This is a genomic window from Actinomadura citrea, from assembly GCF_013409045.1.
In the GTDB taxonomy this organism is placed as follows: Bacteria; Actinomycetota; Actinomycetes; order Streptosporangiales; family Streptosporangiaceae; genus Spirillospora; species Spirillospora citrea.
In genome coordinates this window covers 8,141,369-8,161,255 of record NZ_JACCBT010000001.1, presented here as the reverse complement: position 1 = coordinate 8,161,255, position 19,887 = coordinate 8,141,369, and the positions used below count along the sequence as shown (strand labels likewise).

General features: G+C 72.6%; 21 protein-coding genes. 12 read left to right on the top strand and 9 right to left on the bottom strand.

The genetic code is table 11. The annotated features are described in order from the left end of the window. Positions 1 to 70 precede the first annotated feature (70 nt). Entirely contained in the window at positions 71 to 691 is a 621-nt protein-coding gene (locus BJ999_RS37290; protein WP_179837599.1) for a dihydrofolate reductase family protein, read from the top strand. Between the two features lie 34 nt (positions 692 to 725). On the opposite strand, the gene BJ999_RS37285 is transcribed toward BJ999_RS37290, so the two are convergent. After that, the gene (locus BJ999_RS37285) at positions 726 to 1,676 is read right to left on the bottom strand and encodes a GlxA family transcriptional regulator (protein WP_179837598.1); all 951 of its coding nucleotides are present in this window, start codon (positions 1,674 to 1,676) and stop codon (positions 726 to 728) included. A 71-nt stretch (positions 1,677 to 1,747) separates the two neighbouring features. Here BJ999_RS37285 and BJ999_RS37280 point away from each other — a divergent pair, with 71 nt between their 5' ends. After that, positions 1,748 to 2,080, top strand: a complete 333-nt coding sequence (locus tag BJ999_RS37280) for a cupin domain-containing protein (protein WP_179837597.1) — start codon at positions 1,748 to 1,750, stop codon at positions 2,078 to 2,080. A 77-nt stretch (positions 2,081 to 2,157) separates the two neighbouring features. On the opposite strand, the gene BJ999_RS37275 is transcribed toward BJ999_RS37280, so the two are convergent. Beyond that, the gene (locus BJ999_RS37275) at positions 2,158 to 2,994 is read right to left on the bottom strand and encodes a class I SAM-dependent methyltransferase (RefSeq protein WP_179837596.1); all 837 of its coding nucleotides are present in this window, start codon (positions 2,992 to 2,994) and stop codon (positions 2,158 to 2,160) included. Positions 2,995 to 3,086: 92 nt separating this feature from the next. On the opposite strand from BJ999_RS37275, the gene BJ999_RS37270 reads away from it, so the two are divergent. After that, positions 3,087 to 3,716 carry a TetR/AcrR family transcriptional regulator gene (locus BJ999_RS37270; RefSeq protein ID WP_179837595.1) on the top strand — a complete coding sequence of 210 codons (630 nt, stop codon included), beginning with the start codon at positions 3,087 to 3,089 and terminating at the stop codon, positions 3,714 to 3,716. Between the two features lie 34 nt (positions 3,717 to 3,750). Here BJ999_RS37270 and BJ999_RS37265 read toward each other — a convergent pair whose 3' ends face one another. Beyond that, the gene (locus tag BJ999_RS37265; protein ID WP_218935409.1) at positions 3,751 to 4,320 is read right to left on the bottom strand and encodes a DUF6817 domain-containing protein; all 570 of its coding nucleotides are present in this window, start codon (positions 4,318 to 4,320) and stop codon (positions 3,751 to 3,753) included. Between the two features lie 346 nt (positions 4,321 to 4,666). Between BJ999_RS37265 and BJ999_RS37260 the strand changes: the two genes are divergently transcribed. Beyond that, entirely contained in the window at positions 4,667 to 5,494 is an 828-nt protein-coding gene (locus tag BJ999_RS37260; RefSeq protein ID WP_179837594.1) for an alpha/beta fold hydrolase, read from the top strand. 18 nt (positions 5,495 to 5,512) lie between these two features. Here the strand turns inward: BJ999_RS37260 and BJ999_RS37255 are convergent, their stop codons facing one another. Next, positions 5,513 to 6,256: an AraC family transcriptional regulator gene (locus BJ999_RS37255; protein WP_179837593.1), complete on the bottom strand. Its 744-nt coding sequence runs from the start codon at positions 6,254 to 6,256 to the stop codon at positions 5,513 to 5,515. A 133-nt stretch (positions 6,257 to 6,389) separates the two neighbouring features. Between BJ999_RS37255 and BJ999_RS37250 the strand changes: the two genes are divergently transcribed. Further along, positions 6,390 to 7,520, top strand: coding sequence for an MFS transporter (locus tag BJ999_RS37250; RefSeq protein WP_229810500.1), 1,131 nt, complete (start codon positions 6,390 to 6,392; stop codon positions 7,518 to 7,520). On the opposite strand, the gene BJ999_RS37245 is transcribed toward BJ999_RS37250, so the two are convergent. Genes BJ999_RS37245 through BJ999_RS37235 form a run of 3 tightly spaced genes read right to left on the bottom strand, consistent with a single transcriptional unit; the run spans position 7,521 to position 9,169 of the window. Further along, on the bottom strand, positions 7,521 to 8,015 hold the full coding sequence (locus BJ999_RS37245) for a MaoC family dehydratase (protein ID WP_179837591.1): 495 nt from the start codon (positions 8,013 to 8,015) through the stop codon (positions 7,521 to 7,523). A gap of 4 nt (positions 8,016 to 8,019) precedes the next feature. Beyond that, positions 8,020 to 8,541: a PH domain-containing protein gene (locus BJ999_RS37240; protein WP_179837590.1), complete on the bottom strand. Its 522-nt coding sequence runs from the start codon at positions 8,539 to 8,541 to the stop codon at positions 8,020 to 8,022. Positions 8,542 to 8,548: 7 nt separating this feature from the next. After that, on the bottom strand, positions 8,549 to 9,169 hold the full coding sequence (locus BJ999_RS37235) for a TetR/AcrR family transcriptional regulator (protein ID WP_179837589.1): 621 nt from the start codon (positions 9,167 to 9,169) through the stop codon (positions 8,549 to 8,551). A 51-nt stretch (positions 9,170 to 9,220) separates the two neighbouring features. On the opposite strand from BJ999_RS37235, the gene BJ999_RS37230 reads away from it, so the two are divergent. Together BJ999_RS37230 and BJ999_RS37225 are read left to right on the top strand one after the other, a co-directional pair. Then, the gene (locus BJ999_RS37230) at positions 9,221 to 9,766 is read left to right on the top strand and encodes a GNAT family N-acetyltransferase (protein WP_179837588.1); all 546 of its coding nucleotides are present in this window, start codon (positions 9,221 to 9,223) and stop codon (positions 9,764 to 9,766) included. Between the two features lie 105 nt (positions 9,767 to 9,871). Beyond that, positions 9,872 to 10,639, top strand: coding sequence for a sulfite exporter TauE/SafE family protein (locus BJ999_RS37225; protein ID WP_179837587.1), 768 nt, complete (start codon positions 9,872 to 9,874; stop codon positions 10,637 to 10,639). A gap of 10 nt (positions 10,640 to 10,649) precedes the next feature. On the opposite strand, the gene BJ999_RS37220 is transcribed toward BJ999_RS37225, so the two are convergent. After that, complete coding sequence (locus BJ999_RS37220) at positions 10,650 to 12,164, bottom strand: glycoside hydrolase family 15 protein (RefSeq protein ID WP_229810499.1); 1,515 nt, start codon at positions 12,162 to 12,164, stop codon at positions 10,650 to 10,652. A gap of 300 nt (positions 12,165 to 12,464) precedes the next feature. Here BJ999_RS37220 and sucC point away from each other — a divergent pair, with 300 nt between their 5' ends. The 3 genes from sucC to BJ999_RS37205 all read left to right on the top strand — a co-directional run bounded on the left by sucC (position 12,465) and on the right by BJ999_RS37205 (position 16,648). After that, positions 12,465 to 13,646: an ADP-forming succinate--CoA ligase subunit beta gene (gene sucC / locus BJ999_RS37215; protein ID WP_179837586.1), complete on the top strand. Its 1,182-nt coding sequence runs from the start codon at positions 12,465 to 12,467 to the stop codon at positions 13,644 to 13,646. Positions 13,647 to 13,648: 2 nt separating this feature from the next. Further along, complete coding sequence (sucD, locus tag BJ999_RS37210) at positions 13,649 to 14,536, top strand: succinate--CoA ligase subunit alpha (protein WP_179837585.1); 888 nt, start codon at positions 13,649 to 13,651, stop codon at positions 14,534 to 14,536. A gap of 177 nt (positions 14,537 to 14,713) precedes the next feature. Then, on the top strand, positions 14,714 to 16,648 hold the full coding sequence (locus tag BJ999_RS37205) for a cell division protein PerM (RefSeq protein WP_229810498.1): 1,935 nt from the start codon (positions 14,714 to 14,716) through the stop codon (positions 16,646 to 16,648). A 25-nt stretch (positions 16,649 to 16,673) separates the two neighbouring features. On the opposite strand, the gene BJ999_RS37200 is transcribed toward BJ999_RS37205, so the two are convergent. After that, positions 16,674 to 17,174, bottom strand: coding sequence for a hypothetical protein (locus BJ999_RS37200; protein WP_179837584.1), 501 nt, complete (start codon positions 17,172 to 17,174; stop codon positions 16,674 to 16,676). Positions 17,175 to 17,332: 158 nt separating this feature from the next. Here BJ999_RS37200 and purN point away from each other — a divergent pair, with 158 nt between their 5' ends. Continuing rightward, positions 17,333 to 18,061, top strand: coding sequence for a phosphoribosylglycinamide formyltransferase (gene purN, locus BJ999_RS37195; protein WP_179837583.1), 729 nt, complete (start codon positions 17,333 to 17,335; stop codon positions 18,059 to 18,061). Next, complete coding sequence (gene purH, locus BJ999_RS37190) at positions 18,042 to 19,607, top strand: bifunctional phosphoribosylaminoimidazolecarboxamide formyltransferase/IMP cyclohydrolase (RefSeq protein ID WP_179837582.1); 1,566 nt, start codon at positions 18,042 to 18,044, stop codon at positions 19,605 to 19,607. The genes purN and purH overlap by 20 nt, the downstream gene beginning before the upstream one ends. The last annotated feature ends 280 nt before the right edge of the window (positions 19,608 to 19,887 follow it).

The window sequence follows — 19,887 nt, the reverse complement described above, 5'->3', positions numbered from 1 at the left end:
GAGTTCCGGTGGCGGCGCCGGTCGAACCTGGTGAGCACCATGGTCGTCAGGCTGTCGAAGGAGTCTCAGGATGCGGAAGATCACCGCAGGGTTGTTCATCTCGCTCGACGGAGTCGTCGAAGACCCGCAGGACTGGCATTTCCCGTACTTCAACGAGGAGATGGGTCAGGCCGTCGACGCCCAGATGGGGTCGGCCGACACCCTCCTGCTCGGCCGAAGGACCTACGACAGCTTCGCGGGCGCGTGGCCGGACCGTGAGAAGGCAGGCGGCGAGGACGCCGGCTTCGCCAAGAAGCTCGGAGACGCCCGCAAGATCGTGGTGTCCGGCCAGGACCTCGACTTCACCTGGCGCAACTCCGAACGGCTCCGGGGCGATCTCATCGAGGCCGTGACCGCGCTGAAGAAGGAGCCGTCCACGTCGGACATCGCGATGAGCGGTTCGGTCTCGGTCGTCCGCCGGCTTCTGGCGGCAGGTCTTCTGGACGAGCTGCACCTGCTCGTCCACCCGATCGCCGTGCGCAGGGGAATGCGGTTGTTCGAGGACGCCGACGCGCCGCTGCCGCTGAAGCTCATCTCCTCCAAGACCTTCACGACCGGTGTCGTCCACCTCGTCTACCGCCTGGATGACGAGGCTCCGGTCGGCGACTACGAGAAGGCCAAGGCGAGCCTCCCCCAATCCGACGACGACTAGTGTTCCGCGCCCGTGCGAGGGGCGGGGAGCCTTGTCACCGTGGCTTCGCGCGGAAGGTGCGGCGGTAGGCGCCCGGCGTCGTGCCCAGGGTGTTGAGGAAGCGTCTGCGCAGGTTGGTGGCCGAGGAGAGGCCGACGCGGCGGGCGATGGCGTCCAAGGGGAGGTCGGAGGACTCCAGCAGGTCCTGGGCCGCGGCGATTCGCCGGGTGAGCAGCCACTGGCCCGGGCTGGTGCCGAGCTGCTCGGCGAACCGGCGGGCGAGGGTGCGCGTGGAGACGCGCGCGTGCGCGGCCATGCTCTCGATGGTCACCGGCTCGCCGAGCCGCTCGGCGATCCAGTCCAGCAGCGGCGCCAGGGTGCCGTCGATCTGGGCGGGGTGCGGCGGCGCCGAGTACTGCAGTTGGCCGCCCTCGCGGTGGGGCGGCATGACCATGGTCCGTGCGACGTGGGCGGCGTACCGGGCGCCCTGGTCGGTGCGGACCAGGTGCATGCACAGGTCGATGCCGGCTCCGGCCCCGGCGCTGGTGGCCACGTCACCGTGGTCCACGTACAGCACGTCCGGGTCGACCTGGATGTGCGGGAAGCGTGCGGCGAGCTCGTCCGCCAGGGCCCAGTGGGTGGTCGCCTTCCGCCCGTCGAGCAGACCGGCGTGCGCCAGGGCGAAGGCGCCGGAGCAGATGCTGACCACTCGGGCGCCGCGGGAGTGCGCGCGGCGGAGGGCCTGGACCACCGCGGGGGACGGGGGCCTCCTGGCGGGAAGCCAACCCGGGACGACCACGGTGTCGGCCCCGTCGAGCGCGTCCAGCCCGTCGGTCACGAGCATGTCGTACCCGGCCAGCGTCGCGACGGAGCCGGGGCGCTCCGTGCACACGCCGAAGGTGTACCGGTCCGGGAGCCCGGCTCGCTCGATCCCGAACATCTGGGCCGCGCAGCCGAGCTCGAAGGTCGACTGAGGTGGGCGCACGAGCGCCGCGACGCGATGCATGGCATGAAAGTACCGCATCATGTCTTTCCTGACACTCGGCCGGAGGGGGCGCCGGTCGTCAGGCTGGTCCCATGACGACGGAACAGAGCACGCCCGGCTATGTGTGGTCCACCGTTCAGGACGCCCCGGTCCGCGAACTCTTCCCGGGCATCCGCCTCCGGCCGCTGTGGAACGGGGACAGCGGCGCGAAGGCCTTCGTCCTGGAGATGGACGCGAACACATGCTGGGAGGGAGTCGACGTCCACGAACCGGGCCCTGAGGAGGTTTTCGTGGTCTCCGGGACCTTCAACGACGGCGACCGGGACTACCCGGCCGGCTCGTTCATTCACGCCCCCGCGGGCTCTTCCCACGTCCCGCAGACGTCGACCGGCTGCACCCTGTTCCTCTTCTTCCCGGAAGGCTGACTTCGCCTGGACGTGTTGGCTGGACGTTCCCCACACGTCTCCGGGGGTGCGTTCGCGTAACGGGCCAGGGCCCGGGGTCAAGGACGGATGGCGCTCACCAGCCATACGGAGCCGCGGATCCGGACGCCGCCCGGAGTCTCGAAGGCCGCGAGTGCGGCCTGGAGGTCGCGCTGGACGCGGGTGGCGGTGGCCTGGTCCGCGTCTTGGAGGTTGTAGCGGACCGGGCCCTGGCTGAGGATGAAGTTCGCGGCGTCGCCGGCGTCGCGGCCGTAGTCCATCGGCGCATGGACCGGGGTCGCGTTCACCTGCGTCAGGCCCGCTTGGTGCAGTACCTGGCGGACACGGTCGGGGTCGGACAGCGAGCCCATGCCACGGGCCGCGGGTGAGGGACGGCGCATCAGCGGCGCGAGAGCGGCGGTGGCCTTGGCGTACTCGCTGTCAGGGGCACCGGCCTGCGGGACGATGAACACCATCCGGCCGCCGGGCCGCAGCGCGCGGGCGATGTTGGCGAACGCGGCCGTGGGGTCGGAGAAGAACATGACGCCGCCGCGACTGACGACGACGTCGAAGCCGCTCTCCTCGAAGGGGTGGACCTCCGCGTCGGCCTGGTCGAACCGCGCGTTGGCGATGCCCTGCTCGGCCGCGTCGGCGCGGGCGCGGGTCAGCATGGGCTCGGAGATGTCGACGCCGACCGCCTGCGCTCGGACCGTCCGGCGTGCGGCCAGCAGGGTGAGTTGTCCGGTGCCGCATCCGACGTCCAGGACGGTCTCGTTCTCGCCGATCGCGGCGCGGTCCAGGAGCGGCCGGTTGAAACCGCCCATCATCGCGTCGTACCGCGGGGCGTTGTCGGCCCAGGCCGTCCCCTCCCATCCGTTCCATGCTTCGGCCTGCTGGACGTTGACGACGGTGTGCATCCCATCTCCTTTGCTGAGGGTGCGGCCGGGGGCCCACCCATCGGTATTTAGATGTGAACTCTAGTGATGAACTCTAGAGATATACTCCCGCCATGGACACCGTCAAGCGGCCGGACAAGCGGGCCGAGCGCTCGCGCCGCACTCGTGGGAAGGTCATCGAGGCGGCGCGGGAGCTGTTCGTCGCGCAGGGCTACGGGGCGACGAGCCTGCAGGAGGTCGCCGACCGGGCGGGGGTGGCCGTCCAGACGGTCTACTTCGTCTTCGGCAACAAGCGCACGCTGTTCAAGGACGTCGTGGACTCGTCCGTCGCCGGGGACGTCGAGCCGGTCGCCACCATGGACCGGGAGTGGTTCCGCGCCGCATGCGCCGCGCCCACCGCGGCCGGCCAGCTGCGCGCGCACGTGCGCGGCACCGGCGAGATCCTCGGCCGGGTCGCCCCGATCGTGCCGATGATCGCGGCCGCCGGTGCCACCGACCCGCAGATCGCCGCGCAGTGGCCCGACGGCCCCGATCCGCGCTACACCGTGCAGCGCGCCGCGGCCGAAGCGCTGGTCGGCAAGCCCGACGCGCGCCCCGGCGTCTCGGCCGCGATGGCCGCGGACGTCCTGTTCGGCCTGCTCAGCCCCCAGCTGTACCTGCTCTTCGTGCAGGACCGCGGCTGGTCGCCGGACGCCTGGGAAGAGTGGGCCTACACCACCTTGGCCGCTCAGCTGTGCAACTGACTCTGAGCGGTGAGGACCGCCGGCGGAACGGCGATCAGGCGAGGCGCATGCTCCGGCGGGCGTCTTCGACGGCGTGGAAGGCGGGGGCGCTCAGCAGGGATTTCCAGGTGACGAACAGGTCCAGAAGTCCGGTGATCTGGGATCTGTCCAGGTTGGCCGTGCGCACGACGTCCAGTTCGTTGGCGACGGTGAGTTCGGCGAGGTCCCGGCGTCGGCCTGGTGGGGCGGGAGACGACGTCCCGGTGAAGCGGTCGGCTATGGCGCCGTCGGGCCGGTGGAGGGCAGGGTACGTGCGGGCGCGGTCGCAACTGGCGTACATGTAGACGAGGTCCTCGGCGTCGGTCCCGATGGCCACGCTCAGTTCCTCGCGCCGGTGAACGGAGCCGAGCGCGACGGGGAAACCGTCGGTTCCGTAGAAGGCGTGGCACAGTCCCGCAAGACGAAGTGTGCGCCGCGCGCCCCAGGCGTCCAGCAGACCGTGCACCCGGTGGAGGTGCTCCAGCAGAGTGCCACCGGGATGCTGAATCAGGTCGGCGCGTTTGGCGCGTAGCCATTCGGTGGCCTCGGCCTCGCCGTTCACATGGTCGTCCCGCCCTGCCGTCACGGCCGCTCCTTCGTCGTCACGCTCCGTCCCCGGGCCCCCGTGGACAGGCTGCGCGTCAGAACGGACCCTCGTCAATCCATGGGTTTGGTTCGCTCTACCCAAGGTTGAGCTTGGGAGTGGACCGGCGGTCGTGATCACCAGTGGACGGGCCCGATGGTGCTCGCGCCCGTGCGGCCCGAGCCGGCCCTGCCGGAGATGAGGAGGTAAAGACACTTCGACTGGTCATTGGGCGTTTCGGGCGGTAGCCGGGGTATCGGTGCGGCTGGTTGCTGAACGGCCGTTCTGTCGCTGCGTGGCACGGCCGTCCCGGCCATCGTGTCCACAGGAGCGCTACGGGGGTTCGAGCATGGGATTCGTCACCACTCGCGACGGCAACGAGATCTTCTACAAGGACTGGGGCAGCGGGCACACCGTGGTCTTCATCCACGGCTGGCCGCTCAACGCCGACGCGTGGGAGGACCAGCTGAAGATGGTGGCCGACAACGGCTACCGCGGCATCGCCCACGACCGCCGGGGGCACGGACGCTCCAGCCAGCCCTTCGACGGCTACGACTTCGACACCTTCGCCGACGACCTCAACGATCTGATCAACCGGCTCGACCTGCGGGACGTCACGCTGGTCGCGCACTCGATGGGCGGCGGCGAGCTGGCCCGCTACATCGGGCGCCACGGCACCGGGCGGGTCCGCAAGGTCGTCCTGCTGTCGGCGATCACGCCGCTCATGCTCCAGACCGAGGACAACCCCGAGGGCGTGCCCGAGCAGGCGTTCGAGGAGATCAAGAACGGCATCCTGCGCGAACGCTCGCAGTACTGGAAGGACGCCTCGGAGGCGTTCTTCTCCGCGAACCGTCCGGGCGCCAAGGCCACCCAGGGCAACCGCGACGCGTTCTGGTTCATGGGCATGCACGAGACCATCCAGGCCGGCGTGAAGTGCGTGGACGCCTTCGCCCGCACCGACTTCCACGAGGATCTGCGCAGGTTCGACATCCCGACGCTGATCGTGCACGGCGACGACGACCAGATCGTGCCGATCGACGCCACCGCCCGCAAGGCCGCCAAGATCATTCCGAACGCCGTCCTGAAGGTGTACGAGGGGTCTTCCCACGGGATCGCGCTCGTGCCGGGCGACAAGGAGAGGTTCAACGCCGACCTGCTGGACTTCCTGAAGAACTGACCCCTCCCGCCGGCCCGCTCATGCGGGGTGGTGGGTGCCCGGGGTGTGGCCGAAGGCTCGGCGGAAGACGTCGATGAAGCTGCTGGCGGACGACCAGCCGCACTGGTGGGCCACGGTGGTCACCGGTGTGTTCTCGGCCAGGAGGATCAGCGCGTGGTACAGGCGCAGTTGGGTGCGCCATTGCGGGAACGTCATCCCGAGATCGCTCCTGAAGAGCCGGGAGAGGGTGCGGTCGCTCGCGCCGACCTCCCTGCCCAGTTCGGCGAGGGTCCGGTCGTCGGCGGGGTCGGCGTGCAGGATGCCGCACAGCGCCCTGAGGTGCGGCACGGTCGGGGCGGGCAGATGCAGCGGCTGCTGGGCCGAGACGCGCAGCTGGTCCAGCAGGACGGCGCGCAGCCGGGTCCGGGCGGGGGTGTCGTCGTCCGGATCGCGGGTGTAGGCGAGGATCAGTTCGCGCAACAGGGGGCTGACGCCGAGCACCGCCGGCTCGTTCAGCCCGAGCGGATTGGCGGTCGCGGGCAGGCCGACCAGGTGCAGTTCGAGCTCGCCGTGGGCCTGGTGGGCGTGGACGGCCCCGGCCGGGATCCAGATGGCGCGGTCGGCGGGCGCCACCCAGGAGCCCGCGTCGGTGGTGACGGCCACCACGCCCCGTCCGGCGTAGGTGATCTGGTGGTCGTCGTGGCGGTGGGCGTCGATGGCGGCGCCCGGCGCGAGCGAGCGCGCTCGGGTCGGTGCGATCGATTGATGGCGGGTTTCCTGCATCGGTTGGCAGATTATCGGAAGTCCGACACCGGTCCGCGGCGCGAGCATGAGGGACGTGTCGACGAGTTCACGAGAAGCCACGAGTTCCCGAGAAACAGGGTCGGTTCTCCTGCTGTCCGCCGGGCATGCCTGCGTGGACGTCTACCAGGGGTCCGTGACGGCCCTCGTCCCGTTCTTCGTGGCCGAGCGCGCCTACACCTACGCCGCCGCCTCGGGGATCGTGCTCGCTGCGTCGTTGCTGTCCTCGGTGGCGCAGCCGCTGTTCGGCGCGCTCACCGACCGGTGGGCGATGCCCTGGTTGCTCCCGCTGAGCACGCTTCTGGCGGGAATGGGAATCGCCCTGAGCGGCCTCAGCGGCGACTACGCCCTCACCCTGGCGTTCGTGGCGATCTCCGGGATCGGGGTCGCGGCCTACCACCCCGAGTCCGCCCGGGTCGCGCGGAAGGCGAGCAAGGGAAGCCACACGGCGATGAGCTGGTTCTCCGTCGGCGGCAACCTCGGGTTCGCGCTCGCGCCGCTCCTGGTCGCGGCGGTCGTCGCGACGGGGGGCCTGCGGTGCACGCCGTTCCTCGCGGTGCCGGCGCTCGCGGGCAGCGTCGTCTGCCTGCCCGTCCTGCGCGCCCTCGCGGGGACGGCCTCCGGCGGGCGCGCCGGCACGACGACCGGGGTGGACGACGCACGCTCCTTCATCAAGCTGTCGCTTGCCGTGATCTGCCGGTCGATCGTGTTCGTGGGGCTGAGCACGTTCATCTCGTTCTACGCGCGGCAGCGCACGGGAGGGGGAGTGGCGGCGGGCACGGCGGCGCTGTTCGTCCTGTACATCGGGGGCGCGGTCGGCACCGTGGCGGGCGGTTCCCTTGCCGCCCGCTGGGACCGGGTCACCGTCGTGCGCCGGTCGTACCTGCTGACCGTGGTCGCCGTCGCGGGCATCGTGTTCGTGCCCGGCCCGGCGCTCTACCTGTTCGTCGCGCTGACCTCAGCCGGCCTCTACGTCCCGTTCTCGCTGCAGGTCACCCTCGGGCAGGACTACCTGCCCACGCGGGTCGGCACCGCCGGCGGCGTCACCCTCGGCCTGACGGTCAGCGTCGGCGGCCTCGCGAGCCCCGTCCTCGGCGCCGTCGCCGACGCCGCGTCGCTGCGCGTCGCCCTCGCCCCGCTGATCGCGCTGCCCGCGCTGGCCTGGCTGCTGTTCCGGACGCTGCCCGAGCCCGCCGTCCTCGTGCCGGCCGCCGAGCCGCGGCCGGTGCGGGAGGGCGCGCGCTGATCAGGCCGGGCGGCGGCGCAGGAGGTTCGCCGGCAGGGTGTGCAGGACGACCTGGTCGTCCTGGTTGAGGAGTTCGGCGCGGGTGCTGACGATGCCGCGGTCCGGCTTGGAGCGGGACGGGCGGGCCTCCAGGACGGCGACGCGCAGGCGCAGGGTGTCGCCGGGACGGACGGGAGCGGGCCAGCGCAGCTCGTCCACGCCGGGGGAGGCGAGGCTGGCCACCCGGGACAGGAAGTGGTCGGCGAACAGCCGCATCATGATCGAGCCGGTGTGCCAGCCGCTGGCGATGATGCCCTTGAACGGCCCGGACACGGCGAAGTCCGGGTCCACGTGGATGGGCTGCGGGTCGAAGCGGCGGGCGAACTCGATGATCTCCGCCTCGTCCACGGTGACGTGGCCGTACTCGTAGGTGGTGCCGGCGGTGTAGTCCTCGAGGTAGCGGTCGTCGATGGGGGCGGCGAAGTCGTCACCGAGGGCGCGCGTCCTGATCGTCATGGGATCAGGATGACTCAGCGGCGTCCGCCCCGTCGCCGTGGCCTTGGGGCAGCGGCGAGGCGTGGCGCCGCCATCCCTCCCAGAGTTCGGCGTGCAGGCGGTAGAGGCCGTAGGGGGTGTCGCCGGACGGTTCTCTGAAGCGGGTGCCCTGGTCCACCGGCATCGCCGCCAGTCTGACGGGGAAGAAGGCGGCCTGGCGCTCGCGTTCCTCGGATCGCACCTGGAGCAGCCAGAAGCCGTGGTGGGCGTCCGCGCTGATCTCGATGATCTCCGTCCACGCGAACCGGCGGCGGCCGTACCCCGAGACGAGGGTGAGGCCCTCCGCGTCCAGGATCATGCGTGTCCGCAGCTGGGGGACGACGCCGAGCGCGAGGGCGAAGCAGGCGGTGCCGGCGGCGAGAGCCGGGGCGCCCGCGCCGTCGCGGGCCTTCTCGGTCGCCACGACGCCGAAGAGGGCGGCGATGGCGACTCCGGCGAGGATCATGCCGAGGTGGCGCGGGCAGCGCAGTGTGCGCGGCTTGGTCATCGGGACATTATGCGTCCGCGCCGGGCGCCGTGGGCATGGGGTGACCCGTGGTCAGGGCGGCGAGGAAGGCGTCCAGCATCGCGGTCTGGCGGGCGGCCGGGTAGGCGTCCGGGTCGAACAGGGCGTGCACGACCAGGCCGTGCGTGAACGCGGCGGCGGCCGCGACGGCGTCGTCCGTGCCGGGCCCGGCGGGCAGTTCGCCGCGCTCGACGGCGGTGGCGACGTGGGGGCGGAGGCGCGCGCGCCAGTTCTCGTAGCGGCGCCGCTGGCGCTCGCCGAGCCCGGGATCGGCGAGCGCGACGTCCCACGAGCTCACCCAGATGCGGTTCATGGCCGACGCGGCGGGGGTCAGCGGCAGGACGTCCAGGAGCGCGGCGCGCAGGGACGCCAGGCCGGGCGGGGCCTCGCGGAGCGCGCGGCTCGCGGTGCGCTCGTCGGCGAGGTCCAGGGCGTACGCGACGAGGGCCTGCTTGTTCGGGAAGTAGTGGGTGAGCAGTCCGGTGGACGCGTCCATCTCCGCCGCGACCGCGCGCAGGGTCAGGCCGCCGAAGCCGCGGCCGGCCAGGACGCGCCAGACGGCCTCGGTCACGTCCCGGCGCCGGGCGTCGTGATCACCTCGGGCAGGCATTCCCGTAGAGTACATAACAAACGTTCGGTACGTACTCCCCGGGGAGGCCCCATGTTCGCTCGCACGCTCGCCGAGGGCGCTGAGCTGCGCCCGTTCGAGCCCTGGCAGGCGGCCGAGTTCGCCGAGCACGCCGACCGGGTCCGCAAGGACATCGACCGGTACATCCCCTGGGCCCGGACCGTGGTGGACGAGGAGACGGCCCGTGAGCTGCTCCAGGCCTACGCCTACAAGCAGGCCAGGGACGAGGGCCGCCTCTACGGCATCTGGGTGGACGGCGTCCTCCAGGGCGGCACGGTCTTCCGGACGTTCGACGCCGCGCAGGGCGTCTGCGAGGCGGGCGTCTGGCTCGCGGCCGAGGCCCGGGGGCGCGGGCTGATCACCAAGGCCGTCCGCATCATGATCGACTGGGCGATCGGCACGCGGGGGATGCACCGGGTGGAGTGGCTGTGCGACCCGCGCAACACCGCGAGCGCCGCCGTGGCGGAACGGCTCGGGATGACGTGCGAGGGCGTCCTGCGGCAGGCGTTCGTCCTCGACGGCGACCGCCGCGACGTCCAGGTGTGGGCGGTGCTCGCCGACGAATGGAAAGCCCGCTGAGAGAGCGACCCCCTCCCCGGGGAGTGGGCGGGCGGAGGGGCGGTGGAGGCGGCCCGCTAGGGTAATTGGTGATCCGTCTTTTACTCCTTACCTCCCGGGAGCCCCGTGCACGCCGAGCAGATCGCCTTGCTGTTGGCCGCCGCCGTCGCGGCGGGCTGGGTCGATGCCGTGGTCGGGGGCGGCGGGCTGATCCAGCTGCCCGCGCTGCTGCTGCTCAACCCGGGACAGCCGGTCGCGACCGCGCTCGCCACCAACAAGCTGGGCTCGATCGCGGGCACCACGTCGGCCGCCATCGCCTACGCGCGCAAGGCCAAGCCGGACGTCCGGGTGGCCGTCCCGGCGGGGCTGCTCGCGGTGTGCTGCGCCGCCGGCGGCGCCCTCTGCGCGGCGGCGATCTCCTCGGACGTGCTGAAACCCGTCATCATGGTCGTCCTGCTGGCGGTGGCCGCGATCGTGGTGCTCAAACCGGATCTCGGCCGGCTCCCGCAGCCGGTGCTGCGGACGCGCCGCCGGGTCGCCGCCGCCGTCCTCGTCCCGGGCGTCGCGATCGCCTTCTACGACGGGCTCCTCGGTCCGGGGACCGGGACGTTCCTGGTGATCGCGTTCACCATGCTGCTCGGCATGGACTTCGTCAACGCCTCCGCCACCTCGAAGATCATCAACGCGGGCACCAACCTGGGCGCGCTCGCCGTGTTCGCGGCGCAGGGGCACGTGCTGTGGGCCATCGGATTGGCCATGGCGGTCTGCAACAGCGTCGGCGCGCAGCTCGGCGCCCACATGGCGATCAACCGCGGTGCCGGTTTCGTCCGTGCCGTCCTGCTCTGTGTCGTCACCGCCCTCGTGCTGAAGCTCGGCTACGAGCAGTTCGGCTAGATCCTCCCCGTCACGGGACGGGAAGCGGCCGGTCCAGCGCGGAGAGGCTCAGCAGGACCAGCGACGCCGTCCAGCCCAGGGGCGCCGGGCCCGCGGGCCTGCCCGTCACGCCGACCTTCTCCGGCAGGACGCCCAGGGACGTGCGGTGCGCGGAGAGCCAGTCGAGCCGCTCCAGCGCCTCGTCCTTGCGGCCCGACGCGGCCGCGTTCAGCCCGAACAGCGCGGTCTCCGGGGTCCAGGCGACGTCGGGGTCGCCCGACCAGCGCTCGCCCGGCAGGACGCCCCCGTTCGGCAGCGCCTGCTTGCGCGCGGCGTCCCCGATCGCGGTGGTCACGCCCGGATCGGCCGGTGCGAACGGCGGCGCGAGGAACGTCACCGAGGTGTCCATCAGCCCGCCGGGGATGGGGGAGCGCGGGTAGCCGTAGGGGGCGAACTGCCTGGCCACCGCGTCCGAGACCCGCTGCGCCGCGTGCCGCCACTCCGCCGCCTTCGCGTCCTCGCCGCGCATCCGCGCGAGGTCGGCCGCCGCGCGCAGCCCCGCCAGCGCGGGGCCGACCACGCCGAGCGTCGGGCGCCGCGGGTCCTGCTCGCGCCGGTGGTCGCGTTCCCAGTAGTCGGACGAGGCGGGCGGCAGCCCCTCGGCGTCCAGGGAGCGTGCCAGATGGTCGGCGGCGCGCTGCACCATCGGCCACAGCGTGGGCAGTTCGTCCTGGTCCGCGGCCCGGACGCGGTAGAACCACGTCGACCACAGCACCCAGCCGAGCGAGTCGAGCTGCGGGGCGCGGCCGTCGGCGACGGCCGTCCCGTCGGCGTTGTACCGCGCGGCCCACATGCCGTTGTCGTGCTGCGCCCGGGCGAGGAAGTACAGGATGCGGCGCGCCTCGGCCGGATGGCCGGTCACGGTGAACGCGGCCACGGCGAACGCGGAGTCGCGGGGCCAGCAGTACCGCCACTTGGAGTACCAGGACGCGAGGGACGCGCCGTTCGGGCGGGTGAGGAGCCGGAGGTCGAGCAGGGCGCGCGTCGCCATGTCGCGGTAGGCCTCGTTCGTCCCGCCTCCCGGGACGGTGCCCTGCGCCAGCCATGCGCCGTCGGACCGGACCGCCCGGCCCACCCGCGGGTCGGAGGCGTCCACGGTGATCGGCGCCTCGCCGCCGGACGGGACGAACCGGACCTGCCCGTCCGCGAGCCTGACGACCGAGCTGCCCGGCAGGTAGGAGGCCCCCTCGGCCTGGTCGGGGGCCAGCGGGACGCCCGCGAACGGCCATCCGCCGCCGCCGACGAGCCCGGGGCTCGCCCAGCCGGGGTCGGGCGGCTCGGGGACGGTGGCGCCGCCGGTCGCGACGAGCGCCGCCACGATGAGCAGGCCCGCGGTGCGCCGCACCTTGCGGGCGCCCGAGCGCCCGCGCGCCGCGACGCGCCTGCGCGGAGCGGTGGGCCCGCCCGCGGGCGGCGGGACGGATATGACGGGCGCGGCGGGCACGGGTGCCGCGACGGACGTGTCCCGTCTCTCCGCCATCGCCATGCGTTCGCCCCCTGTCCGCCTGGCCGTCTCGCCGAATTAGTACATCAAACTATGTCAATCGGTTCATCCTCCTCACGAGCCACTCGTGCCCTCCCTTGAGGATGAGCACACCTACCGCCCCGCGCGCTCCCGTTCAAGAGAAGTCCGCGTGACATATGGACCCGGCGGCGTCACCATCAAGACGGGTTGACTAGGCTGCTTCGACGGAGCGGACCGCAGAGTGCCGGCCGCACGGACACCCGTGTAACCCCCACTCGTGTGGTCGCACATTCGGCTGTCGATCCGTAAAAGGACGCCCTCGTGGACCTGTTCGAACATCAGGCGAAGGAACTCTTCGCCGAGTACGGGGTACCGGTGCCCACCGGCAAGGTCGCCCATACTCCCCAGGAAGCCCGGGCCATCGCGGCGGAGCTGTTCGCCGCGGGGAGCTCGAAGGTCGTCGTCAAGGCCCAGGTGAAGACCGGCGGCCGCGGCAAGGCCGGCGGCGTGAAGCTGGCCGACTCCGCCGACGAGGCCGAGCAGCTCGCCGGCCAGATCCTCGGCATGGACATCAAGGGCCACACGGTCCACAAGGTCCTGGTCGAGGAGGGCAGCGCGATCGCGCAGGAGTACTACTTCTCCTTCCTGCTCGACCGCGCCAACCGGACCTTCCTGTCCATCTGCTCCGTCGAGGGCGGCGTGGAGATCGAGGAGGTGCCGCACGACCGGCTGGCGATGGTGCCGGTCTCGCCGCTGGAGGGCGTCGATCGCGCCCGGGCCCGCGAGATCGCCGAGAAGGGCCGCCTCCCGCAGGAGGCCCTCGACGGCGCCGCCGAGCTGATCGAGCGGCTGTGGGCCGTCTTCCTCGACGAGGACGCCTCCCTCGTCGAGGTGAACCCGATGATCCTCACCGCCGACGGCCAGGTGAAGGCCCTCGACGGCAAGGTCTCCCTGGACGACAACGCCTCGTTCCGCCAGGACGACCACGAGAGGCTGGAGGACAAGGCCGCGGCCGACCCCCTGGAGGCGGCGGCGAAGGCCAAGGACCTCAACTACGTCAAGCTGGACGGCAGCGTCGGCATCATCGGCAACGGCGCCGGGCTCGTCATGTCCACCCTCGACGTGGTCGCCTACGCGGGCGAGCAGTTCAACGGCCAGAAGCCCGCGAACTTCCTCGACATCGGCGGCGGCGCGTCCGCCGAGGTGATGGCGAACGGGCTGGAGATCGTCCTGTCCGACGCCGACGTCAGGTCCGTCTTCGTGAACGTCTTCGGCGGCATCACCGCCTGCGACGCCGTCGCCAACGGCATCGTGTCGGCCTACAAGCTGCTGGCCGACCGCGGCGAGACCGTCAACCGCCCGCTCGTCGTCCGGCTGGACGGCAACAACGCCGAGCTCGGGCGAAAGATCCTCAACGATGCGGCGCTGCCCGGCGTCCAGCAGGTCGACACCATGGACGACGCGGCCAGGCGCGCCGCCGAACTCGCAGCGGCAGGTGCATGACAATGGCCATCTGGCTCACCGAGAACAGCAAGATCATCGTCCAGGGCATCACGGGCTCCGAGGGCACCAAGCACGGCCGCCGGATGCTCGCCTCCGGCGCCCAGGTCGTCGGCGGCGTGAACGCCCGCAAGGCCGGGCAGTCGGTCGACTTCGACGGCACGACCCTCCCGGTGTTCGGCACCGTGGCCGAGGCCATGCGGGAGACCGGCGCGGACGTCTCCGTCGTGTTCGTGCCGCCGAAGTTCACCAAGGACGCCGTGGTCGAGGCGATCGACGCCGAGATCCCGCTCTGCGTCGTCATCACCGAGGGCATCCCGGTGCACGACACCGCCTACTTCTGGGCGTACGCGGAGTCGAAGGGGAACAAGACCCGCATCATCGGGCCGAACTGCCCCGGCATCGCGTCCCCCGGCAAGTCCAACGCCGGCATCATCCCGGCCGACATCACGACCCCCGGCCGCATCGGCCTGGTGTCCAAGTCGGGCACGCTGACCTACCAGATGATGTACGAGCTGCGCGACATCGGCTTCTCCACCTGCGTCGGCATCGGCGGCGACCCCGTCATCGGGACGACCCACATCGACGCGCTCCAGGCGTTCCAGGACGACCCGGAGACCGACGCCATCGTGATGATCGGTGAGATCGGGGGCGACGCCGAGGAGCGCGCCGCCGCCTACATCGAGCAGCACGTGACCAAGCCGGTCGTCGGCTACGTCGCCGGGTTCACCGCCCCCGAGGGCAAGACCATGGGCCACGCCGGCGCCATCGTGTCCGGCTCCGCCGGCACCGCGCAGGCGAAGAAGGAGGCCCTGGAGAAGGTCGGCGTCCGGGTCGGCAAGACCCCGAGCGAGACCGCCGTCCTCATGCGGGAGATCATGCAGAAGAGCTGATCCCCCCGGACCACCCGAAAGACGCCCGAGCCGCCCTGCGGCCCGGGCGTCTTTCGCGTCCCGGCCGCGCGGCGTGCCGTCGGCGGGCGCGACCGCGAAGCCGCGGGGAGTGATCACAAAGGCGACACGCCGGGCGGGCGGGCCGTGCGGGGGCGGGCGCGGTGCCAGCATGGACCGGTGAGCGACAAGACCCCCGGGCAGCGTGCGAAGCGGGAGCCGTCCAAGGCCGCACCGTCGAAGGGTGCACCGTCGAAGGGCGCCCCGAAGGCCGCGCCGCCTCCGGGCGAAGCGGGCCGGGCCGCCGCGCCGCCGGGCGCGGACTCCGGGCGCGGGCGCCCGCCGTCCGCGCCCGCCAGGCCGCTGTACGTGACGGGGCTCGTCGCGGCGCTGTGGTGCATCGGCATCGGACTCGCCGTGCTCACCACGATCACGCTGATCGGCTGGATCGCCGCGCCGAAGACCGCGCTCGGCCACGGCCTGGCCGGCGTGTTCCGGACGGCCGTGAACTTCTGGCTGGTCTCGCACCACGCGGGCTTCTCCTACGGGCAGGGGCGGTTCGGGCTCCTTCCGCTCGGCGTGCTCGTCCTGCCCGGTGTCCTGCTGTACCGGGGCGGCGGCTGGATGATCCGGGTGGCCGGGCTGCCGCACCGGCAGCGCACCGCGGTCCTGCACGTGGCCGTCGCGCTGGCCGCCCCGTACGCGGCGCTGGCCGGGCTGCTCGCGCTCGCGGCGGCGTCCGCGGAGGTGCGGCCGTCGGCGTGGCAGGCGCTCGTCGGGTGCTTCCTCGTCGCCGCCGTCGCGGGCGGGCTCGGCGCGGCGCGGGCGGTGGTGGCGGCGGAGGCGCGGGGGCGGCGGGTCCGGTCCGGGCTGGGCGCCCTGCTGCGGCTGCTGCCCGAACGGCCGCGCTCCCTGGTGATCGGCGTGGCGGGGTCGCTGAGCGTGCTGCTCGCGTCGGGGGCGCTGCTCGTCGGCGGGTCCCTCGCCACCCACCTGTCGGACGCCGGCGACCTCTACGACATGCTCGCCCCCGGAGCCGTCGGCGGCGTCCTCCTGCTGCTGGTCGAGCTGGCGTTCCTGCCGAACGCGGCGATCTGGGGCATGGCGTACGCGGTCGGGCCCGGTTTCTCCGTCGGCGCCGGGACGAGCGTCTCCCCGACCGGGGTGTTCCTGGACGCCGTGCCCGCGTTCCCGCCGCTCGCCGCCCTTCCCCAGCCGGGCCCGGCGCCCGCGATCTCACTGCTGGCGCTGGCGGCGCCGTTCGTCGCGGGTGCGGTGGGCGGCGTCCTGACGATCCGGTCATTGCCGAGCCCGGTGTCGGAGGGGGCGCCGCTGTGGGGCTTCGTGTCCGGCGCCCTGACCGGGGCCGTCGCGGCGCTGCTGAGCGCGCTGGCCGGGGGCCCGCTGGGCGGCGGACGGATGGCGACCGTGGGCCCGTCCGCGTGGCAGGTGGGGCTGCTGGCCGCCCTTGAGGTGGGGATCTCCGCGGCGATCGCGGCGTGGGTGGCGAACTGGATGGTGCTGCGGCGTCCGGCGAGCGCCCCGTCCAGGAAGCCGGGCTCCAAGAAGCGGGCGGCCGAGAAGCGGGCGGCCGAGAAGCGGGCGGCCGAGAAGCGGGCGGCCGAGAAGCGGGCGGCCGAGAAGGCCCCTGCCGAGAAGGCGCCCTCCACGAAGGGGGCGGCGAAGAAGCCCGCCAAGCCGAAGAAGCCGGTGCGGGCGGTTCCGGAGCCGGCCGTGCCGCTGTCCGCGCCCGTCCCCGGGGATGACGACCTGCGCCTGGAAGGCCCGCCCAAACCGGCGCCGAAGGCCCCGCACGCTCCGGACCCGCTGGAGTTCGAGGAGGCCGAGCCCGTCCTCGCGCCCCGGCGGCCCCGCCGCCGGACGGAACCGGCCCCCGGCCCCGTCAAGGACGAACCCCAGCCGCCGGGCGACGGCACGATCGTCGTCGAGGGGCACCTGGAGCCCGAGGAGCCCGGCGGACCGCACGAGCCCGGCGGGCGGAAGCCAGCGGATGAGCGGCGTCCCGTCCCCCCGCCCCGCGAGGACTCGGGCCGCACCGAGAACCGGGGCGGCGCCATCTACGTCCTCCGCGACGACCCCGACCAGGACGCCTAGCCGGGCGGCTCCGGGGGACGGCCGGTCAGAGCAGGTCGCCGTACTTGTCCATGCTGCCGGCGGGCAGGTCGAGCTTCTTCTCGATCTTCGGGTAGAACTCCGCGCGGCACGCCTGCTTGTCGGCGGTGGTGTTGGACGCGCTGACGCAGCTCTGGTAGCCGCTCAGCTCCGTCCAGAGGAACGCCGTCAGGGAGACCGACAGCAGCGAGAACACCAGCCCGATCGACCCGAGCACGATGCCGGGGACGGCGCCGGGGGCGGCGTCGTGCGTGCGGCGCGCGCCCCGGCGGGCCCTGATGCCGACGACGAGCGCGGCGACGCCGAGCACCAGGCCGAGCGGATAGAAGAAGAACGCGGTCAGCAGGGCGATGCCGCCGAGCCACAGGGCCCGCCAGCCGGTGCCCCGCCCGCCCTGGCGCGGCTCCGCGGGCGGCTCTCCCGCCGGCCGCCCGTCCGGGCGGTCTTCGGGCTGGGCCGGACGGTCCGGCTGGTCGCTCACGTTCTTCTCCTCCTTGGCCGTGCGCATAGGGGTTCCATGCGGGTGTGTTCGTACGGTCTGCGTTCGTACCGTCTGCGTACGTACTGTCTGGCTCGTTCGGGCTCCGGTTCGGGCGGTCTGGGGTGAGGCGGCGCCGAGGTCGCCCGATAGGCTTCGTGTGTCCCAGCAACGTCCACCGGGGAGTAATGGTGTCCGCCCGGCTCGTCGTCCTCGTCTCCGGCGCGGGGACCAACCTACAAGCGCTGCTCGACGCGTGCGCGGATCCAGCCTACGGGGCGAAAGTGGTGGCCGTGGGGGCGGACCGCCCCCATATCGCCGGAACCGAGCGCGCTGAACGGGCGGGATTGCCCGCTTTTACCCTCTGCATACCGGATTTCCCGTCTCGGGACGACTGGGACGCGGCGCTCGCCGAGACGGTGGCCGAGTACGAGCCCGACCTCGTGGTGTCCGCCGGCTTCATGAAGATCCTCGGCCCGCGGTTCCTGGCGCGCTTCGGCGGCCGGACGGTCAACACCCACCCCGCGCTGCTGCCGTCCTTCCCCGGCGCGCACGCCGTACGGGACGCCCTGGCGTACGGGGTGAAGGTCACGGGCTGTACGGTTCACTTCGTCGACGAAGGCGTGGACACCGGACCCGTCATCGCCCAGGAGACCGTCCCCGTGGGCTGGCATGACGACGAAGACTCCCTGCATGAGCGGATCAAGCAGGTGGAGCGCCGGCTCCTCGTCGACGTCGTCGGACGGCTGGCCCGCGACGGGTGGACCGCGCGCGGCAGGCGGGTCTCGATGAAGTGCCGGACCTGCGCGGACCCGCCCGGCGGCGAGGCCTCCGCGAGGGGTCCTTCCGACAGCGGTTCTGACAGGGGTTCGTCCGATCAAGAGGGGAGCTCGGCCGGTGAGTCGGGTGGCGATTAAGCGCGCGCTGATCAGTGTGTACGACAAGTCCGGGCTGGAGGAGCTGGCCCGCGGCCTGCACGAGGCGGGAGTGGAGATCGTCTCGACCGGGTCGACGGCGGGCCGGATCTCCGCCGCCGGCGTCCCGGTGATGAGGGTGGAGAAGCTCACCGGGTTCCCCGAGTGCCTGGACGGGCGGGTCAAGACCCTGCACCCGAAGGTGCACGCGGGCCTGCTCGCCGACCGGCGCAAGGAGGACCACCTCCAGCAGCTCGACGATCTGGCCGTCGAGCCGTTCGACCTCGTGGTCGTGAACCTGTACCCGTTCGCCGACACGGTGGACTCGGGCGCGACGCCGGACGAGTGCGTCGAGCAGATCGACATCGGCGGGCCCACGATGGTCCGCGCCGGCGCGAAGAACCACGCGAGCGTCTCCGTCGTGGTGGACCCGTCCGCCTACGGGACCGTCCTGGACGCCGTGAGGGCCGGCGGGTTCACCCTGGAGGAGCGCCGCCGCCTGGCCGCGCGGGCGTTCGCGCACACCGCGTCCTACGACGTGGCCGTGGCCTCCTGGTTCGCCGGTGACTACGCGCCCGACGAGACCGCCGCCGAGACGCGGTGGCCCGACTTCCTCGGGGCCACCTGGGAGCGCTCGAACACCCTGCGGTACGGCGAGAACCCGCACCAGCGGGCCGCCCTGTACCGCTCGCCGGGCGAGAAGGGCCTGGCCGGGGCCGAGCAGCTCTACGGCAAGGAGATGTCCTACAACAACTACGTCGACACCGACGCCGCGCGCCGCGCCGCCTACGACTTCACCGAGCCGTGCGTCGCGATCATCAAGCACGCCAACCCGTGCGGCATCGCGGTCGGCGCGGACATCGCCGAGGCGCACCGCCGGGCGCACGCCTGCGACCCGGTGTCGGCGTACGGCGGCGTGATCGCGGCGAACCGGCCGGTCACCGCCGACCTGGCCCGCCAGGTCACCGAGAGCTTCGCCGAGGTGCTGGTCGCCCCGTCCTTCGAGGACGAGGCCGTGACCGTCCTGAAGGACCGCTTCAAGAACATCCGCCTGCTGGTCTGCCCGGACGCCCCGGCGGGCGGCGTCGAGTACCGGCGCGTCGACGGCGGCGTGCTGCTGCAGGACGTGGACGGCGTGGACGCGGACGGCGACGACCCGTCCGCCTGGGAGCTCAAGACCGGCGCCGCCGCGGACGAGGCGACCCTGCGCGACCTGGTGTTCGCGTGGCGGGCGATCCGCTCGGTGAAGTCCAACGCGATCCTGCTGGCCGCGGACGGCGCCACCGTCGGCGTCGGCATGGGGCAGGTCAACCGGGTCGACTCCGCCAAGCTCGCCGTCGCGCGGGCCGGGCAGGAGCGGGCCGCGGCGTCGGTGGGCGCGTCCGACGCGTTCTTCCCGTTCCCGGACGGCCTGGAGGTGCTGGCCGAGGCGGGCGTCCGCGCGATCGTCGAGCCCGGCGGGTCCGTCAACGACGACAAGGTGATCGCCGCGGCGGAGAAGGCCGGCATCACCCTGTACTTCACCGGGGTCCGGCACTTCTTCCACTGAGCGTTCACGAGGCACGCCGTCCCCAGGCGCGCCGGCGGGGAAGGTCCCGCCGGCGCGCCTGTGCGCCTCTCGGCCCGGGAGGACGCGGGACGCCGCGTCCGTGCCCCTCAGCGGCGGGTCAGCCGCGCCCCAGGTGCGGGCCATCGGGCGCATGCCCGGGCAGAGGAAAGGATCAGCCCCGGTCAAGAACGCGTCGACCTGCGGGTCGGGCCCCGATCGCTCCCCTACCGTGAGTCCTGACGAGGGCGGTTCCCGTGCTGCGGGAGTCACGGCGGGGAGG

Bases quoted from the DNA above. Each gene is read 5' to 3' on its own strand.
- BJ999_RS37260 (WP_179837594.1), top strand. From the start codon at position 4,667: ATGGGATTCGTCACCACTCGCGACGGCAACGAGATCTTCTACAAGGAC.
- BJ999_RS37240 (WP_179837590.1), bottom strand. From the start codon at position 8,541: ATGACCAAGCCGCGCACACTGCGCTGCCCGCGCCACCTCGGCATGATC.
- BJ999_RS37245 (WP_179837591.1), bottom strand. From the start codon at position 8,015: ATGACGATCAGGACGCGCGCCCTCGGTGACGACTTCGCCGCCCCCATC.
- sucD (WP_179837585.1), top strand. From the start codon at position 13,649: ATGGCCATCTGGCTCACCGAGAACAGCAAGATCATCGTCCAGGGCATC.
- BJ999_RS37270 (WP_179837595.1), top strand. From the start codon at position 3,087: ATGGACACCGTCAAGCGGCCGGACAAGCGGGCCGAGCGCTCGCGCCGC.
- BJ999_RS37275 (WP_179837596.1), bottom strand. From the start codon at position 2,994: ATGCACACCGTCGTCAACGTCCAGCAGGCCGAAGCATGGAACGGATGG.
- BJ999_RS37200 (WP_179837584.1), bottom strand. From the start codon at position 17,174: ATGCGCACGGCCAAGGAGGAGAAGAACGTGAGCGACCAGCCGGACCGT.
- BJ999_RS37290 (WP_179837599.1), top strand. From the start codon at position 71: ATGCGGAAGATCACCGCAGGGTTGTTCATCTCGCTCGACGGAGTCGTC.
- BJ999_RS37255 (WP_179837593.1), bottom strand. From the start codon at position 6,256: ATGCAGGAAACCCGCCATCAATCGATCGCACCGACCCGAGCGCGCTCG.
- BJ999_RS37230 (WP_179837588.1), top strand. From the start codon at position 9,221: ATGTTCGCTCGCACGCTCGCCGAGGGCGCTGAGCTGCGCCCGTTCGAG.
- BJ999_RS37280 (WP_179837597.1), top strand. From the start codon at position 1,748: ATGACGACGGAACAGAGCACGCCCGGCTATGTGTGGTCCACCGTTCAG.
- BJ999_RS37285 (WP_179837598.1), bottom strand. From the start codon at position 1,676: ATGCATCGCGTCGCGGCGCTCGTGCGCCCACCTCAGTCGACCTTCGAG.
- BJ999_RS37220 (WP_229810499.1), bottom strand. From the start codon at position 12,164: ATGGCGATGGCGGAGAGACGGGACACGTCCGTCGCGGCACCCGTGCCC.
- purN (WP_179837583.1), top strand. From the start codon at position 17,333: ATGGTGTCCGCCCGGCTCGTCGTCCTCGTCTCCGGCGCGGGGACCAAC.
- BJ999_RS37235 (WP_179837589.1), bottom strand. From the start codon at position 9,169: ATGCCTGCCCGAGGTGATCACGACGCCCGGCGCCGGGACGTGACCGAG.